The organism is Streptomyces sp. NPDC054765, assembly GCF_053612065.1.
Genome location: NZ_JBSHBP010000036.1, coordinates 57,860 through 73,718 on the forward strand (window position 1 = coordinate 57,860; position 15,859 = coordinate 73,718).

Genomic DNA, 15,859 nt, shown 5'->3' on the forward strand with positions numbered 1-15,859 from the left:
CCCCCGCATAACCCCAAGTCCCCCACCGCACACCCTGATCAACACGAAGGAATCTCCCCATGAGCAGCAACTCCCGACTCCGCACCCTCGGCAGCCGCGAGGCCGGCCCCGGCCGCCCCGTCTACGTCACCGGTGAGATCGGCATCAACCACAACGGCGACCTGGAGAACGCGTTCGCACTGATCGACGCCGCCGCCGACGCCGGCTGCGACGCGGTGAAGTTCCAGAAGCGCACCCCGGAGATCTGCACCCCGCGCGACCAGTGGGACATCGAGCGCGACACCCCCTGGGGCCGGATGACCTACATCGACTACCGCCACCGCGTGGAGTTCGACGAGGACGGCTACCGCGCCATCGACGAGTACTGCAAGAAGCGCGGCATCGCGTGGTTCGCCTCCCCGTGGGACGTCGAGTCCGTCGCCTTCCTGGAGAAGTTCGACGTGCCCTGCTACAAGGTCGCCTCCGCCTCGCTCACCGACGACGAGCTGCTGCGCGCCATGCGCGCCACCGGCCGCACCGTCATCCTCTCGACGGGCATGTCCACCCCGAAGCAGATCCGGCACGCCGTCGAGGTCCTGGGCAGCGAGAACATCCTGCTCTGCCACGCCACCAGCACCTACCCGGCCAAGGCCGAGGAGCTCAACCTGCGCATGATCAACACCCTGCAGGACGAGTACCCCAACGTCCCGATCGGCTACAGCGGCCACGAGACCGGTCTGCAGACCACCCTCGCCGCGGTCGCCCTCGGCGCCGCCTTCGTCGAGCGTCACATCACCCTCGACCGCGCGATGTGGGGCTCCGACCAGGCCGCCTCCGTCGAGCCCGGCGGCCTGTCCCGCCTGGTCCGCGACATCCGCACCATCGAGGAGTCCCTCGGTGACGGCGTCAAGAAGGTCTACGAGAGCGAGCTCGGCCCGATGAAGAAGCTGCGCCGCGTCGCCGGCGTGGTCGCCGAGACCGCCGAGCCGGCCGCCGTCTGAGCCCCACCGACGAACCGACGGGAGCCAAGGTGAGCTCACCTGAAGGGGCCGGCGCCGGGCCCGTCACGCCCGGCGCCGCGGTCCCGCCCCCGGAGCCGACGGGTACTCCCGCCCGTCGGCTCCGGGGGGTGCCGCGACAGCGCCACGAGACCGCCTCCTCCAGCACGGAGAAGGCCCCGGCCGCCCGGGGCACGGGCACCCTCGCCTTCGTCGAGAGCCCGGTGCAGCTGCTCAACGTCCTGGAATGGGCGTACACGGCACAGGCCGCCGCCCTCACCGTCGTCGTGCTCGCCCCGCACGACCCGATGACCCGCGGCCAGCTGCGCCGGATGGCCGAACTCGCCCGCGACGAAGGCCATACGGTGCGCTGGGAAGAGGCCCGCGGCGGCCCCACCGCCCCGGTCCGCACCATCGGCGGGCTCACCCCGCTGCTGCGCCGCGCCGGGCGCGTCGTCATCGGCGACCCGTTCTCCCGCTACGTCCAGCTGCTGCTGACCCTCACCAAGGCGCGTGATCTGGTCGTCGTCGACGACGGCACCGCCACCATGGAGTTCATCTCCCAACTCGCCCACGGCGAACGGCTGGTGCGCTGGCACCGCAACGGCAGCGGGCGCGGCGCCCGGGACCTGGCCTTCGCGCCGTTCTCGGCCACCGCCCGGCGCCGGCTCACCCCCGCGCCCGAGGGCGGCCGGCGCACCGTCGGCCTGTTCAGCTCCATGCCCGTCGAGGCACTGCCGGGCGTCCAGGTCACCGACAACGAGTTCGCCTGGACCCGCGGCCGCTTCGGCCCGCCCCGGCTCACCCGCGCCGCCGACATCGTCGGCACCTCCCTGGTGGAGACCGGCGTCGTCGACGCGGACCGCTACGTGGCCGCCGTGACCGCCCTGGCCCGTACGCACGGCGCCACCCGCTACTTCGCACACCGCAAGGAGAGCACCGAGAAGCTGCGCCGACTGGCGACCGAAACCGGCCTGGAGATCGTCCGCCCGGACCTCCCGCTGGAACTGATAGCCCGGCGCGGCCCGATCGGACGGCTGATCGTCAGCTTCCCCTCCACCGTCGTGCACACCCTGCCGCTCGCGCTGCTGGGCACCGAGGTCAAGGTCGCGGTCTGCGACATCGATCCGCAGTGGCTGACCGCCCATGCCTCACCGCGCGCCCAGGGCTTCCTCGACGGAGTCACCGGCACCGCCCGTGACGTGCAGCGACTGCCGTTCACCCAGCGGATGGCCGTCGGCTGAGGACCGCCACCGCCGCGCAGGAAGCCCTACTGCATACCCTTCGCATAAACCGTCCATGCGCCGAGCGGCCTAGATTTTCTTCCCCTAACGGGCTGAACTTTTGTTGATCGAGGGACAGTTGCCCCATCGGGGCCCGTACCCTTTCACGGGTGAACCACGTGATGTCCCGCGACGCCGGCCCCGCCCGTACTCCCGCCGGGGACCGGCTCCCCGGCGCGCTCCCCGACGCGCTGCGCGCCGAACTCGGTCTCTTCCGGCGCGACTTGCACATGCATCCCGAGCTCGGCAACCAGGAGTTCAGGACCACCGCGGCGATCAAGGAGCGGCTGGAGCGGGCCGGGCTGCGCCCCCGGGTACTGGCCACCGGCACCGGCCTGATGTGCGACATCGGCACCCCGGACGCCACCGCCGGCGGCCGGGCCGTCGCCGCCGACCCCGCCCGCCCCCTGCTGGCCCTGCGCGCGGACATCGACGCCCTGCCCATCCCGGACACCAAGGGCGTCGCCTACGCCTCGACGGTCCCCGGCCGGGCGCACGCCTGCGGCCACGACGTGCACACCGCCGTCGTCCTCGGCGCCGGCCTGGTCCTCGCCGAACTCGCCCGCGCCGGCGCCCTGCCCCGCCCGGTCCGCCTGATCTTCCAGCCCGCGGAAGAGGTGCTGCCCGGCGGCGCCCCCGACGCGATCGAGTCCGGCGTCCTGGAAGGCGTCGGCCGGATCCTCGCCGTCCACTGCGACCCGCGCGTCGACGCCGGCCGGATCGGGCTGCGGGTGGGGGCGATCACCTCCGCCTGCGACCGGCTGGAGGTCGGCCTCGACGGCCCCGGCGGCCACACCGCCCGCCCGCATCTGACCACCGACCTGGTCACCGCCGCGTCCCGGGTCGCCCTGGACGTCCCGGCGCTGCTGGCCCGCCGGGTCGACGCCCGCGCCGGGCTCGCGGTCACCTGGGGCCGCCTGGCCTCCGGCCATGCCTGCAATGTGATCCCGCAGCACGCCGAGCTCTCCGGCACCGTCCGCTGCCTCGACCTCGAAGCCTGGCGGCAGGCCCCGGACCTGGTCCATGCCGCGATCGACGAGATCGCCACGCTGCACGGCGCAAAGTCGCAGATCACTTACGTCCGCGGGGTCCCGCCGGTGGTCAACGAACCGGTCACGGTCCAGCTCCTGCACTCCGCGATGGCCGCCCGCCGCGGCGAGGGCGCCGTCGAGGACACCGAACAGTCCCTCGGCGGCGAGGACTTCTCCTGGTACCTCGAACGCGTCCCCGGCGCCATGGCCCGCCTCGGCGTCCACCCGCCCACCGACCCGACCGTCCGCGACCTGCACCGCGGCGACTTCGACGTCGACGAACAGGCCATCAAGGTCGGCGTCGAACTCTTCACCGCCTGCGCCCTCCTCGACGGGGACCTCTCGAACTGATTGTCAGGGGTGCCGGTGTGCTCCTGCTGCGGAAGGGTGGCCCCAACAGGGGCAATCCGCCCCGCTGGTGAGCACCGACCAACCGAGTGGTGAGACCCGTGAAGTTCACACCGAAGGCCCTGACCCCCTATATCTCCGCCCGCCACTACTTCGGCTCCGAACAGCGTCGCCACCGTGAGAACGCGAAGCTGTCGCTGCTCCAGCTGGCCGACATCGTCAACTTCAGCAAGAGCACCCTGGCCCGGGTCGAGACCGCGGAACTGATGCCGCCACCGGAGCTGCCGGGGGCGCTCGACCTCGCCTTCGGGGTGGAAACGTACTTCTACGGACTGTTCCAGCTGGCGAAGAGGGAGGCGCATCCCGACCAGTACCGCCGGTACATGGACTTCGAGAGCCAGGCCAAGGTCATCGAGGACTTCGCGACCAACGTCGTCCCGGGCCTGCTCCAGACCGAGGCGTACGCCTGCGCCTTCTTCGGCCTCGCCCCCGACATCACCGCCGAGCAGGCCGAAACGCGGGTGCAGGCGCGGCTCGGCCGCCAGGAACGGTTCCGCTCGGCCGAGCCGCCGCGCTATACGGCGATCCTGGACGAGGCGATGCTGCGCCGCCCCATCGGCGGCCCCGAGGTGATGCGCGAGCAACTGGACGTCCTGCTGGCACGGGTCGACACCCGGCACACCATGATCCAGGTCCTGCCGTTCGATCATGGGGGCTATGCGTTGATGGAGGGGCCGTTGACGCTCCTGAGGCAGGCCGATGGTGGAAGCGTGGCGTACGAGGAAGGCCGTAAGACCGCCTGTCTCCTTGAGGATTTGGAAGAAGTGGAGCAGCGCAGGGCGGCCTACGATGCTCTTCGGGCGCACGCGCTGTCCCCCAAGGATTCCGCGGCGCTGATCCGGACGTACAGGGAGAGGTACGAGTCATGCGAACCAGCGTCGAACTGAGCACCGTCACCTGGCGCAAGAGCAGCTACAGCAACATGGACGGCGGTAACTGCGTCGAGGTCGCCGACAGCGTCCCCGGAGTCGTTCCCGTCCGTGACAGCAAGGATCCGGCCGGGCCCGCAATCATGATTCCGGCGGGTTCCTGGAGCGCCTTCGTCGCGGCGCTCAAGATCGAACTCATATAGCAGGCCAATGACCGCAAAGTACCCATAACGGCCCGTTCCGGCATCCAGTCGGGGCGGGCTTCGCATTTCGCCCGGCTGTGGTGCGTCGAGGTGCCCTACGCCTCGAATCGATAACGTCCACGCAGTGGAGGGTTTTGCGCCAGGTCTACGCGCGTTAATCTCCCACAAGCCAGCGCCAAAGGGGGCGCTTAGAGCGAAGGGAAGGCCCCGTGCGTCGGGTCATCAGGATTGCCGCCGCGGCTACCGCCACCACGTGCCTCGCGTTCACCGCCACCGCGTGCGGACAGAGCTTCGCCGAGGCCAATCGCGCCAAGCACGCGGGCGTCGGACTGGCCTTCGACATCGGCGGCCGGGACGACCACTCGTTCAACGAGGCGGCCGCTCGCGGTACCGAGGACGCGCAGCACAAGCTGGGCGTCAAGGTCAAGATGCTCACCGCCAAGAACGGCGAGACCGAGGCGGACCGCGAGCAGCGGCTGTCGTCCTTCGCCGAGGCCGGTTACAACCCGGTGATCGGCGTCGGCTTCGCGTACAGCCAGTCTGTGCAGAACGTCGCCAAGGACTTCCCCGACACCACCTTCGGTGTCGTGGACGCCGTCCCGCAGGGCAAGAACGTCGATGCGATGGTCTTCGCCGAGCACGAGGGCTCCTACCTCGCCGGTGTGGCGGCGGCGCTGAAGAGCAAGACCCACAAGGTCGGCTTCATCGGTGGCGTGAACAATGCGCTGATCCAGAAGTTCCAGGCCGGCTTCGAGCAGGGCGTACGCGACACCGACCCGAAGGCCAAGGTCGTCTCGCAGTACCTCTACCCGAACAACGACAAGGGCTTCAACGACCCGGCGGCCGCCAAGGCCAAGGCCGCGGGCATGATCGACAGCGGTATCGACGTGATCTACACGGCGGCCGGGCAGTCGGGCGCCGGCTCGATCGAGGAGATCAGCAAGCACAAGGGTGTCTGGGCGATCGGTGTGGACTCCGACCAGTACCGCCAGCCCGGTCTGGCGAAGTACAAGGACCACATCCTGACCTCGGTCGTGAAGAACGTCGATGTGGCCGTGTTCGACCTGATCAAGAGCTACGAGGACCACAAGCCGCTGACCGGCATCCACGCCTACGACCTCAAGCACCAGGGCGTCTCGCTCGCCACCTCGGGCGGCTTCATCAAGGACGTCCAGCCGCAGATCGACGCGGCCCGGAAGAAGATCATCGAGGGCAAGGTGAAGGTCAAGGAGACGCCGTAGTCAGACGCCGTAGCCAGGGACGACGGTCCGCCCCGGACGCCGCAGCACCGGCCCCGGGCGGCGGTCCCCGCGTCCCCCCCCGTGACCATCCGGTCCCGCCTTCTCGTTCTTCGTCCTTTCCGCACCGTCATCCCCGAGGGGAGTGCGCCATCAACGCAGCATCCACGAGCAGTGGCCCGGCCGGCCCGGACGCCCCCGCTGTAGAACTCCGCGGAATCACCAAAAGGTTCCCCGGCGTCGTGGCCAACCACGACATCCGTCTCACCGTGCGCCGCGGCACCGTTCACGCCCTCTGTGGCGAGAACGGGGCCGGCAAGTCCACCCTGATGAAGATCCTCTACGGCATGCAGAAGCCGGACGAGGGCACCATCGAGCTGGACGGCGAGCAGGTCACCCTGCACACCCCGGGCGACGCCATCGCCCGCGGCATCGGCATGGTGCACCAGCACTTCATGCTGGCCGACAACCTCACCGTCCTGGAGAACACCGTCCTCGGCGCGGAGAAGCTGCACGGCATCGGTGCCGGCGCCCGCGCCAAGATATCGGAGCTCTCCAACGCGTACGGGCTGGGCATCCGGCCGGACGTGCTGGTCGAGGACCTCGGTGTCGCCGACCGTCAGCGGGTGGAGATCCTCAAGGTCCTCTACCGCGGCGCCCGCACCCTGATCCTCGACGAGCCAACCGCCGTGCTGGTCCCGCAGGAGGTCGACGCACTCTTCGACAACCTGCGCGAGCTCAAGTCCGAGGGCCTGACCGTCATCTTCATCTCGCACAAGCTGGGCGAGGTGCTCTCGGTCGCCGATGACATCACCGTCATACGCCGCGGGACGACCGTGGCCTCGGTCGAGCCGTCCGGGACCACCCCCAAGCAGCTCGCCGAGCTGATGGTCGGCAGCGAACTGCCGTCGCCCGAGACCCGCGAGTCGACCGTCACGGACGAGGAGATGCTGCGCGTGCGCGATCTCCACCTCTCCGCGACCGACTCCGACGGGGTTGTGCGCACCGTCCTGGACGGCATCTCCTTCACCATCCACAAGGGCGAGGTGCTGGGCGTCGCCGGCGTCGAGGGCAACGGCCAGGCCGAGCTGGTCGAGGCCGTCATGGGCACCCGCAGCCCCGACCACGGCACCGTCACCCTGGACGGCACGGACCTGTCCGGGGCCTCCACCCGCGCCCGGCGCGAGGGCGGCATCGGCTACATCCCCGAGGACCGCCACCGCCACGGCCTGCTGCTGGAAGCCCCGTTGTGGGAGAACCGCATATTGGGCCATGTCACCGAGCGGCCCAACAGCAAGGGCAAGCTGCTCGACCTGGCCGGTGCCCGCAAGGACACCGAGCGCATCGTCGCGGAGTACGACGTGCGCACCCCCGGTATCGAGGTCACCGCGGCCTCGCTCTCCGGCGGCAACCAGCAGAAGCTGATCGTCGGCCGCGAGATGAGCCACCGGCCCAAGCTGCTGATCGCCGCCCACCCCACCCGCGGGGTCGACGTCGGCGCGCAGGCGCAGATCTGGGAACAGATCCGCGAGGCGCGGCGCGAGGGCCTGGCGGTGCTGCTGATCTCTGCCGACCTGGACGAGCTGATCGGGCTGTCCGACACCCTGCGGGTGATGTACCGGGGCCGGCTGGTCGCGGACGCGGACCCCGCCGTCATCACCCCGGAGGAGTTGGGCTCCGCCATGACCGGTGCCGCCAGCGGCAACCTCACCGCGCCGGAAGTCGGCGCGTCGGAAGTCGGCGCGTCGGAAGTCGGCGCGTCGGAAGTCGGCGCGTCGGAACGCGGCGCGTCGGAAGACGGTGCGCCGGAAGACGGTGCGTCGAACGGCGCCGACGAGCAGGGCGGTGAGCAGAAGTGAGCACCTCTGCCAAGAACCCCGCCAAGCACCCCGCCAAGACCCCCACCGTGGACGCCATCGCCAGGAGCGCCACCCGTGACAAGGTGATTCTGGCGGTCGCCGCGCCCGCCCTGGCCATCGTCGCCGCGATAGTGATCTCGTCCCTGGTGTTCCTCGCGTCCGGCGAGAACCCCTTCCGGGCCTACGGGATCATGGCCGATTACGGCCACTACAGCGACAGCCAGGTCTGGATCATCAACAAGGCGGTGCCGTACTACCTTTCGGCACTGGCGGTGGCCATCGGCTTCCGGATGAACCTCTTCAACATCGGCGTCGACGGCCAGTACCGTCTGGCGGCCTTCGCGGCCGCCGCGGTGGGCGGGGCCGTCGCCCTCCCCGGTGCGATCCAGATCATCCTGCTCATCGTCGTCGCGATGCTGGTGGGTGCGATCTGGTCGGGCATCGCGGGTCTGCTGAAGACCACCCGCGGGGTCAGCGAAGTGATCACCACGATCATGCTGAACGCCATCGCCGCCTCGGTCATCGGCTACTTCCTGCAGGACGGCCGCCTCGCCATCAAGGACGGCAACCTCCTGCACACCAAGTTCCTCCCGGCCTCCAGCCACTTCTTCTCCTTCCCCACCCACCCCAAGCCGGTCTACGGCTTCGTGGTGGTCGCGGTGCTGGCCGGTGCGCTGTACTGGTTCGGCATCAACCGCACCCGCTTCGGCTTCGACCTGCGTGCCGTGGGCGCCTCCGAGCCGGCCGCCGAGGCCAGCGGTGTCAGCGTCAAGCGCATGGTCGTCAGCAGCATGCTGCTGTCGGGCGCCGCGGCCGGCCTGGTCGGTATGCCCACCCTGCTCGGCGAGTCCTTCCAGTACGGCACGGACTTCCCGGCCGGCATCGGCTTCACCGGTATCGCCATCGCGCTGCTCGGCCGCAACCACCCCGTGGGGATGGCCTTCGGCGCCCTGCTATGGGCGTTCCTCGACCGCACCGGCTCCCGGCTGGAGTTCGAGGGCTACGCCCAGGAGATCGTCGGCGTCATCCAGGGCGTCATCGTGCTCTGTGTGGTCATCGCCTACGAGATCGTGCGCCGCTACGGGCTGCGCCTGCAGCAGCGCAAGGTCGGCGAGGAACTGGCCGCCCTGTCCCGCACGACGAACGCCGACAAGTCTGACAAGAGCGACAAGCCGGAGGTGTCGGCGTGAGTACGGACCTCAAGAGCGCGACAAAGCTCGCGCTCCCCGGGAAGGCCGGCCGGCGCAAGCTGACCTACCCCTGGATCCTGCTGATCATCGCCATCGGCCTGGTCGCGGTCTCCCTCCTGCGGGCCGTCACCGGCGCCGAAGACCTCACCTCCGCCGGCCAGTTCGGGGCCGCGCTGAGCGCCGCCGTACCGATCGGCCTGGCGGGCCTGGGCGGACTGTGGTCCGAGCGGGCCGGCGTGGTCAACATCGGCCTCGAAGGCATGATGATGCTCGGCTCGTTCGCGGCCGGCTGGGTCGGCTGGCAGCACGGGCCCTGGGCGGCGGCGCTGGCCGGCATCATCGGCGGTGCGCTCGGCGGCCTCATCCACGCCGTCGCCACCGTCACCTTCGGCGTCGACCACATCGTCTCCGGTGTCGCGGTCAACATCCTGGCGCTCGGCGCCACCCAGTACCTGGCCACCCTGTGGTTCGGTCAGGAGGGCAGCGCGGCCATGCTGGCCGGCGGCAACGACAAGCAGTCCCCGCCGATGCCCGACATGCCGAGCTTCACCGTCCCCGGGCTGTCGGACTGGCTCAACTCCGTGGAGGGCCACCACTGGTTCCTCGTCTCGGACCTGGCCGGCATCCTCGGCGCGGCCGTCACCAACGTCTCCTGGCTGACTCTGCTCACCATCGGCCTGTTCGCCGGCACCTTCTACGTGCTGTGGCGCTCCTCGTTCGGTCTGCGGCTGCGCTCCTGCGGTGAGGCCCCCGTCTCGGCCGAGTCCCTGGGCGTCAATGTCTACTCGTACAAGTACGCGGCGGTGCTGGTCTCCGGCGCCCTGGCCGGTCTCGGCGGTGCCTTCCTCTCCATCGGGGTGCACTTCTACCAGGACGGCCAGACGGGTGGCCGCGGCTACATCGGTCTCGCCACGATGATCTTCGGCAACTGGCGTCCTGGCGGCGTCGCGATGGGCGCGGGCCTGTTCGGCTTCATGGATGCCATGCAGCTGCGCAGCGGCGGCCCGACCGTGCACGCCCTGCTGCTGGGCCTGGCCGCGCTGCTCGCGGTGATCGCGCTGTTCCGGCTGCGCGCCGCCAAGCGCACCCAGGCCGCGCTGTCGGCGCTGGCCGCGGTGGTCCTCATAGGCTGGTACTTCCTGGCCGACACCGTTCCGCTCGAACTGGTCGAGGCGAGCCCGTACATCGCCACCCTGCTCGTCCTCGCCCTCTCCTCCCAGCGGCTGCGGCCACCGAAGGCGAACGGCAGGCCTTACCGCCGAGGACAAGGCACATGACCCCAACGGTGCCGGTCGACTGGACCGCACTGCGCGCGCAGGCCCGGGACGCGATGTCCCGGGCCTACGCCCCGTACTCCCGCTACCCCGTCGGCGCCGCCGCCCTCGTGGACGACGGCCGCACCATCACCGGCTGCAACGTCGAGAACGCCTCCTACGGCCTCTCCCTGTGCGCCGAATGCGGCCTGGTCTCCGCCCTGTTCGCCGGCCGCACCGACAACACCGGCCCCGCCCCCCGCCTGACCGCCTTCACCTGCGTCGACGGCACGGGCGACCTGCTGGTCCCGTGCGGCCGCTGCCGCCAGCTGCTGTCCGAACACGGCGGCCCCGAGCTGCTGGTCGACACCGCGTCCGGCGTCCGCCCGCTGTCGGACCTGCTGCCGGACGCGTTCGGGCCGGGGCATCTGAAGGGGTGACGGGGGCCGGGGCGGGGGCTGACGGCATACGCGGCGACGCGGGGAGCCGTGAGCGTTCAGCAAGCGGCTCCACCCCCACCACCCACCCGTCTGTCGTGAAGTCGTCCACGGGGATGCCGGGCTCTCCCCTGGCGGACCGGCTGGTCATATCAGCCCGGTGCGGAGGGCGTAGGAGACCGCGTGCGCCCGGTTGCGCAGGTTCAGGCGCTTCATCAGGCCGTAGAGCACGTACTTGACGGTGCGTTCGGAAAAGGCGAGCTTCTCTGCGACCTCCGACAGCTCCAGTCCCTCCGCGACGAGGCGCAGGACCTCCACCTCGCGGGGGCTGACACCGGAGGCGGTCAGGCCGCGGGGTGTGAGGACCTCGTGGTGGGTCCACTGGACCTGCCGCATGAGGGTGCCCTGGAGGGCGGGGGGAAAGCTGCCGCCACCGCGCGCAACGGTGAGCAGTGCCTGGGAGAAGGCCGCCGGGGTGAAGCTGTCGCGCCACAGCACGGCGCGTACCCCGCGGTCGACCGCGGCGAAGATGTCGGCCTGCCACTGCCGTCCGACCAGCAGCGCGAAGCGTGCGTGCGAGGAGGTGGAGAGGCTGTGCAGCAGGCTGAGGGTGGCGGCGTTCGCGGTGTCCACCGCGACCACGGTCACGTCCGCCTGGTCCGCGGACGTCTCGCAGAAGCGCCGGTCGTGCTGTAGGTAGCTGGCCAGGCCGGCTTGGGTGAGGGTGTCGGGGGAGTGGATCGCCACCCCCACTCTCTGCGTGGGCGTTTGCTGAGGCATCAGACCTCCCACAGACAACGGAATAGTTCATCATTCAGTCAAGACGCCAATGGTGTCACGTACGGTTCTGATCACCGCCGGGCGCGGACCGCTGGTCACCAAACGACAGGGAAACCTGGCACCAGCGCCGATCGGTACCCGGCGGATTCGCCGGACGTCGGGTGTGGCCTCATGGCCTCAGTCGTCGACGAGGCCGGCGCCAGGCTTTCGGACCACCACCCGGCGGTTGCCTGCCGGGCCCGGAGTGAGGAGTCGGTCGATGCAGCAGCCCGGTCCGTCCCTGCCAGGCAGGGAGGACGACGTCCGCGCGGTCGCCCGCGCACTGGGCTCCACCGGCACTGCACGGACCGTGCTGGTCACCGGTGCGAGCGGAGTGGGCAAGACCACCGTCGTGGAGTCCGGCCGCCTGGCGGCGGTGCGGGGCGGCGCGAAGGTGCTGCGGCTCGGCCTGTCGACGGCCGAGGGGGAGCCGGGCACGGCGGCGCTGGTCGACGCGGTCTGCCGGCTGCTGGCCGGGATCAACGACGGCCGGCTGCCGGTGCGCGTGGTCGAGATCCGGCGGGTGGAACTGCGGACCGCCGGCCGCGACGGGGGGCTCGCCCTGCTGTCCACGATCGGCGAGGTCCTCACCGACGCGGCGGAGCACGTCCCGTTCTCCATGGTGGTGGACGGCATCGACGGCCTGCCGCCGGCCACCGCCTCCGCTCTGGGGCTGCTGCTGCGCGTCTTCCGGCCCGCCGGCCTGCCCGTGGTGCTGGCGTCCCGGCCGGCCGCGCCGGCACACCGCGGCGAACACCTGCCGCCGGCCGCCGATGACGTACTCGACCTGGGCCCGCTGGCGCCGGACGACGTGCGCGAACTGCTCTCGCGTCGGCTCGGCCACCCGGTCGAGCCCGACCTGGTGACGGCGGTGGCCCGCTCCCTCGGCCCCCTGAGGGGCAACCCCGGCGCCCTGCTCTCGGTGCTCGCCGGGATCGAACAGGACGGGGCGCTCCTGGAATTGGACGGCCGGATCGCCCTCAGCGAACCGGCGGGCGGCCTGCGCTTCGGCGGGGAGGCGGAGGAACTGGCCGCCCTCGGGTGGCCGGACCTCCCCCCGGACGCCGGGCGCACCCAGGTCGCGGCCGCGCTGGCCCGCCTGGTTGCCACGGCCGAGTTGCGCCTGGAGGACCTGCACCGCATGACGGCGCCGGACCGGGGGGCCAGGCCCGACGCCGTCCGGGCTGTGGACCAGCTGTTCACCCAGGGCGTGCTGATGGCCGACCAGGAGGGGCGGGTGGGATTCGCCGTGCCGGCGCTGGCGGCGGCGCTGCGGAAGCTGCCCGTCACCTGCGACGTGCCGGATCTGCACGCCCGTATCGTGCGTTCGGTTCTCGACCGGCTCGGCCCGGTCTCCGCGGGCACCGGCCACCCGCGACTGGCCGGCCACGCGATCGCCGTCGGCCCGGAGTTGGACGACGCGGTCGCGGTGCCGCTGCTGCTGGCGGCGGCCCGCAGGTACGCGCGGTTCTCCACGCCCCGGGCGGTCGCCGTCTACGGCGCGGCGCTGGACCGTATGCGGCCGGGACCGGAGGCGTCCGGCGTGCTGCGCCAGGCGCTGGAACTGGGCCTGCGGCACGCCGACCACGCCGGGTCGCTGGCGCTGGCGGAGCCGTTGACCGCCTGCCTCGACGCCGCGCCCGCGGACGCCGGGGCGGACCTGGACTTCAGCGCCCGCGCCTGGAGTATGGCGGCGCTGCACGAACACGGCCCCCGGCACACCGAGGCGGCGGAGGGCCGGCGCTGTGCCGCGCTGCGGCGGATACCGGCGGCGGCGGGGCTGGCGGCGCTGGGCGGGCGGTACGGGATCGGGCCGCTGACCCCCACGGTGTGGGCCGGCCCGCCCGAGACGGACGAGCCCCCTCGTGGCCCGCTGCCCACGCCGGCCGAGACCCGGCTGCTGGCGGCGGTGGTGGGCGGGCGCGAAGAGAGCGAACGGGCCCGTCGCGACCTGCCGGTGGCGGTCGAGGGGGCGGCCTGGGACCGGCTGCGTGGCGCCGCCGCGTACGGTGACCTGGCCGGTGCTCTGGAGACGGTGCTGGCGGACCGGTACGCCAAGGCCGGCGACAGCACCGCGGTGCGCTACCACGCGGTGGTCCGCGACTACCTCGCGGGCCGGTGGGACGAGGCGCTGTCCGGGGTCCGCCGGATCGAACTGCGCGGCAGGTCCCGCGATTCCTCCGGCGCCGCCCAGCTGGCCCGTGCGCTGGCGGGCGAGATCCACTTGATGCGCGGCGACACCGAGCGGGCCCGCGCATGGCTGGAGCTCATTCCCGGGACCGTCTGCCACTCCCTGATCGGGCGGGCGTGGCTGGGCGTCCGCTACGCGACGGGCGAGGCCGACGAGGCGTTCGAGCGAGCGTGGCAGGACGTCACGTGGGCGCGCGAGAGCGGTGTGCTCGCGGGCCTGGACCGGCTGTTACTGCGGATGCTCTCGTTGGGTTCGCGAGCGGAAGGCCGGGAGCGGGACTGCGAGCGGGCGCAGGAGGAACTGGAGGCCCTGCACCACGAGGTGGACTCCCCGATGACGCTGGAGTCCGTGCTCCTCGGGCGGGCGCTGCTGCACCGCGACGTCGGCAGCGTGCGGACCGCCCTCCCCTTGGTGCGGCAGCGCGGTGACCGGCCGCTGGCGCTGTTCGCCCGGGAGTGCCTGATCGCGGTGGGCGACGACCCCCAGGCCTGGTTGGACGAGGCCGTGCGGGAGTCGCAGTCGCTCGGGGCGGCGGCGTACCTGCGCAAGTTGCTTGCCGTCCGGGCGCGGCAGAACGGCCTGAAGCTGAGCGTGCCGCGGCGGCGGGCCGCGCCGAGCAGGCTGAGCGAGAGCGATATGCGGCTGATCGACCTGGTGAGCGACGGCGAGACGAACCGGCGGATAGCCGCCCTCATGGCGTGGAGCGAGAAGACCGTGGAGCAGCGGCTGACCCGGCTCTTCCAGCGCACCGGGTGCCGTTCCCGCACGGAGTTGGCCGCGTCCCGGCTCGACGGGAGCCTGGCCCGGCTGGGCCTGCTGCCCCATGTGCCGGCAGCAGGGGGCGATGCTCGCTCCGTGGCGCCACCCGGCGATGCGCACCCGCTGGAGTGACGGAAGGTTCGTCGTGGGCGCCGCCCGGCCGGGCCGGGCGGCGCCTGCCGGGCGGCGCCGGGGCACCGCCCGGGATCAGGCCGCGGACGGCGACGGCGAGGGGCCGCCGGGCGTACGGGCCGGACGGCCCCTGCCCGACGCCGGGAGCCCGGGGAGCCCCGTGAACTCCGTGAACGCGGGGAGCCCCGTGAGCCCCGTGAACTCCGTGAATTCCGTGAACTTCAGGAACCCGACCAGGCCCAGTCGGTGTCGGCGGGTCCGCAGGGCCGCAGTTGGAGGCGGGCGTCGGGGCCGGCGCCCGGCCCCCCGTTGACGCCCAGGCACAGGCCGCCGCTCCGGGGGTTGCGGAGCTGGTAGTGGTTGTCCTGTCCCGGCCAGATGTACCAGGTCTGGTTGTCCTGGGTGCTCCCATTGCACGGGAACTCGGAGACCTTGGTGCCCGCCGGCTTCCCGCCGAGGTCCGGCAGGTCCATGCACAGATTGTCCTTGGTGTTGCGGATCACGAAGAGGTTCGCGCCCCCCGGTCCCTTGTCCTGGACCATCTGGAGGTTCCACATCTGGTTGTCGGCGCCGCCGGCCTGGCAGTGGAACTCGTTGACGGGACCGTTGGACGCCCCGTTGCCCAGGTCCGGCAGGTCGGCGCAGAGGCCGGTGGCGCGGTTGTGCAGCAGCACCTGGGAGGCGCCTCCGAACAGCCGGGCGCTTGCCGGGGCGAGCGGACCGCCCGAAAGCGCGTTCATCGCCGGGGAGTTTGCCGTCGGGGCGCCGCCGGGGCCGGCCGGGGGACCGCTCCCCGGGCGGGGCTTCGGCTTCGGGGCGTGGTGCCCCGCGGAGGTGGAGGGCGAGGCGGAGGCGGCGGCGGACCTGGAGGCGGAGGGCGAGTGGGAGCCGGAGGGGGACGGCGCCCGGCCCCCGGGCACGGCGTCCTGCGGGATGTCCGCCAAGGCGCCCTGACGGTCCGTGGACTTGCCGTGCGAACCCGACGTCATGAGCAGGAACGGCACCGACAGCAGAGCCACGCCGCCGACCGCCGCGGCGAGCAGCGTCCTGCGGGGATTGCGCTGCCGCGCCGTCGGCGGTGTGGTCGGCGGGGAGGTCTTCCCGGCTGTGGCCGGTGTTGGCGGGGACGTTTTCCCGGCTGTGGCGGGCGTCGGCGGGGAGGTTTTCCCGTCCGTGGCCGGTGTCGGTGGGGAGGTTTTCCCGTCCGTGC

12 protein-coding genes and 2 pseudogenes are annotated in these 15,859 nt (G+C 71.8%); 11 read left to right on the forward strand and 3 right to left on the reverse strand.

All coding sequences use genetic code 11. The annotated features are described in order from the left end of the window. The first annotated feature begins 59 nt into the window (after window positions 1-59). From ACWGJY_RS22515 to ACWGJY_RS22545, 7 genes and pseudogenes are all read left to right on the forward strand, one after another. On the forward strand, window positions 60-980 hold the full coding sequence (locus ACWGJY_RS22515) for an N-acetylneuraminate synthase family protein (RefSeq protein ID WP_453262607.1): 921 nt from the start codon (window positions 60-62) through the stop codon (window positions 978-980). A 29-nt stretch (window positions 981-1,009) separates the two neighbouring features. Beyond that, complete coding sequence (locus tag ACWGJY_RS22520) at window positions 1,010-2,221, forward strand: hypothetical protein (RefSeq protein WP_453262608.1); 1,212 nt, start codon at window positions 1,010-1,012, stop codon at window positions 2,219-2,221. Between the two features lie 161 nt (window positions 2,222-2,382). Continuing rightward, window positions 2,383-3,642, forward strand: a complete 1,260-nt coding sequence (locus ACWGJY_RS22525) for an amidohydrolase (RefSeq protein ID WP_453262629.1) — start codon at window positions 2,383-2,385, stop codon at window positions 3,640-3,642. A gap of 98 nt (window positions 3,643-3,740) precedes the next feature. After that, a complete protein-coding gene (locus ACWGJY_RS22530; RefSeq protein ID WP_453262609.1) occupies window positions 3,741-4,586 on the forward strand; it encodes a helix-turn-helix domain-containing protein in 846 nt (281 codons plus the stop codon). After that, complete coding sequence (locus tag ACWGJY_RS22535) at window positions 4,565-4,771, forward strand: DUF397 domain-containing protein (RefSeq protein WP_453262610.1); 207 nt, start codon at window positions 4,565-4,567, stop codon at window positions 4,769-4,771. Before ACWGJY_RS22530 ends, ACWGJY_RS22535 begins: the two co-directional genes overlap by 22 nt. Window positions 4,772-4,980: 209 nt before the next feature. After that, window positions 4,981-6,012: a BMP family lipoprotein gene (locus ACWGJY_RS22540; protein ID WP_453262611.1), complete on the forward strand. Its 1,032-nt coding sequence runs from the start codon at window positions 4,981-4,983 to the stop codon at window positions 6,010-6,012. A gap of 149 nt (window positions 6,013-6,161) precedes the next feature. Beyond that, window positions 6,162-7,722 (forward strand): annotated as a pseudogene (locus tag ACWGJY_RS22545) (ABC transporter ATP-binding protein); the annotation flags it as partial. Between the two features lie 50 nt (window positions 7,723-7,772). Here ACWGJY_RS22545 and ACWGJY_RS22550 read toward each other — a convergent pair. Next, window positions 7,773-7,862 (reverse strand): annotated as a pseudogene (locus tag ACWGJY_RS22550) (hypothetical protein); the annotation flags it as partial. 53 nt (window positions 7,863-7,915) lie between these two features. Between ACWGJY_RS22550 and ACWGJY_RS22555 the strand changes: the two are divergent. Genes ACWGJY_RS22555 through ACWGJY_RS22565 form a run of 3 tightly spaced genes read left to right on the forward strand, consistent with a single transcriptional unit; the run spans window position 7,916 to window position 10,751 of the window. Continuing rightward, window positions 7,916-9,058, forward strand: coding sequence for an ABC transporter permease (locus tag ACWGJY_RS22555; protein ID WP_453262630.1), 1,143 nt, complete (start codon window positions 7,916-7,918; stop codon window positions 9,056-9,058). Further along, on the forward strand, window positions 9,055-10,335 hold the full coding sequence (locus ACWGJY_RS22560) for an ABC transporter permease (RefSeq protein WP_453262612.1): 1,281 nt from the start codon (window positions 9,055-9,057) through the stop codon (window positions 10,333-10,335). Before ACWGJY_RS22555 ends, ACWGJY_RS22560 begins: the two co-directional genes overlap by 4 nt. Then, on the forward strand, window positions 10,332-10,751 hold the full coding sequence (locus tag ACWGJY_RS22565) for a cytidine deaminase (RefSeq protein ID WP_453262613.1): 420 nt from the start codon (window positions 10,332-10,334) through the stop codon (window positions 10,749-10,751). The genes ACWGJY_RS22560 and ACWGJY_RS22565 overlap by 4 nt, the downstream gene beginning before the upstream one ends. Before the next feature lie 144 nt (window positions 10,752-10,895). Here the strand turns inward: ACWGJY_RS22565 and ACWGJY_RS22570 are convergent, their stop codons facing one another. Then, window positions 10,896-11,528 (reverse strand): response regulator transcription factor, encoded by a 633-nt coding sequence (locus ACWGJY_RS22570; RefSeq protein ID WP_453262614.1) that lies wholly within the window; start codon window positions 11,526-11,528, stop codon window positions 10,896-10,898. Between the two features lie 259 nt (window positions 11,529-11,787). Here ACWGJY_RS22570 and ACWGJY_RS22575 point away from each other — a divergent pair, with 259 nt between their 5' ends. Then, the gene (locus tag ACWGJY_RS22575) at window positions 11,788-14,649 is read left to right on the forward strand and encodes an AAA family ATPase (RefSeq protein WP_453262615.1); all 2,862 of its coding nucleotides are present in this window, start codon (window positions 11,788-11,790) and stop codon (window positions 14,647-14,649) included. 221 nt (window positions 14,650-14,870) lie between these two features. Here ACWGJY_RS22575 and ACWGJY_RS22580 read toward each other — a convergent pair. Then, window positions 14,871-15,859, reverse strand: a 989-nt coding sequence (locus ACWGJY_RS22580; RefSeq protein ID WP_453262616.1) for an RICIN domain-containing protein, incomplete at its 5' end; no start/stop codon positions are given.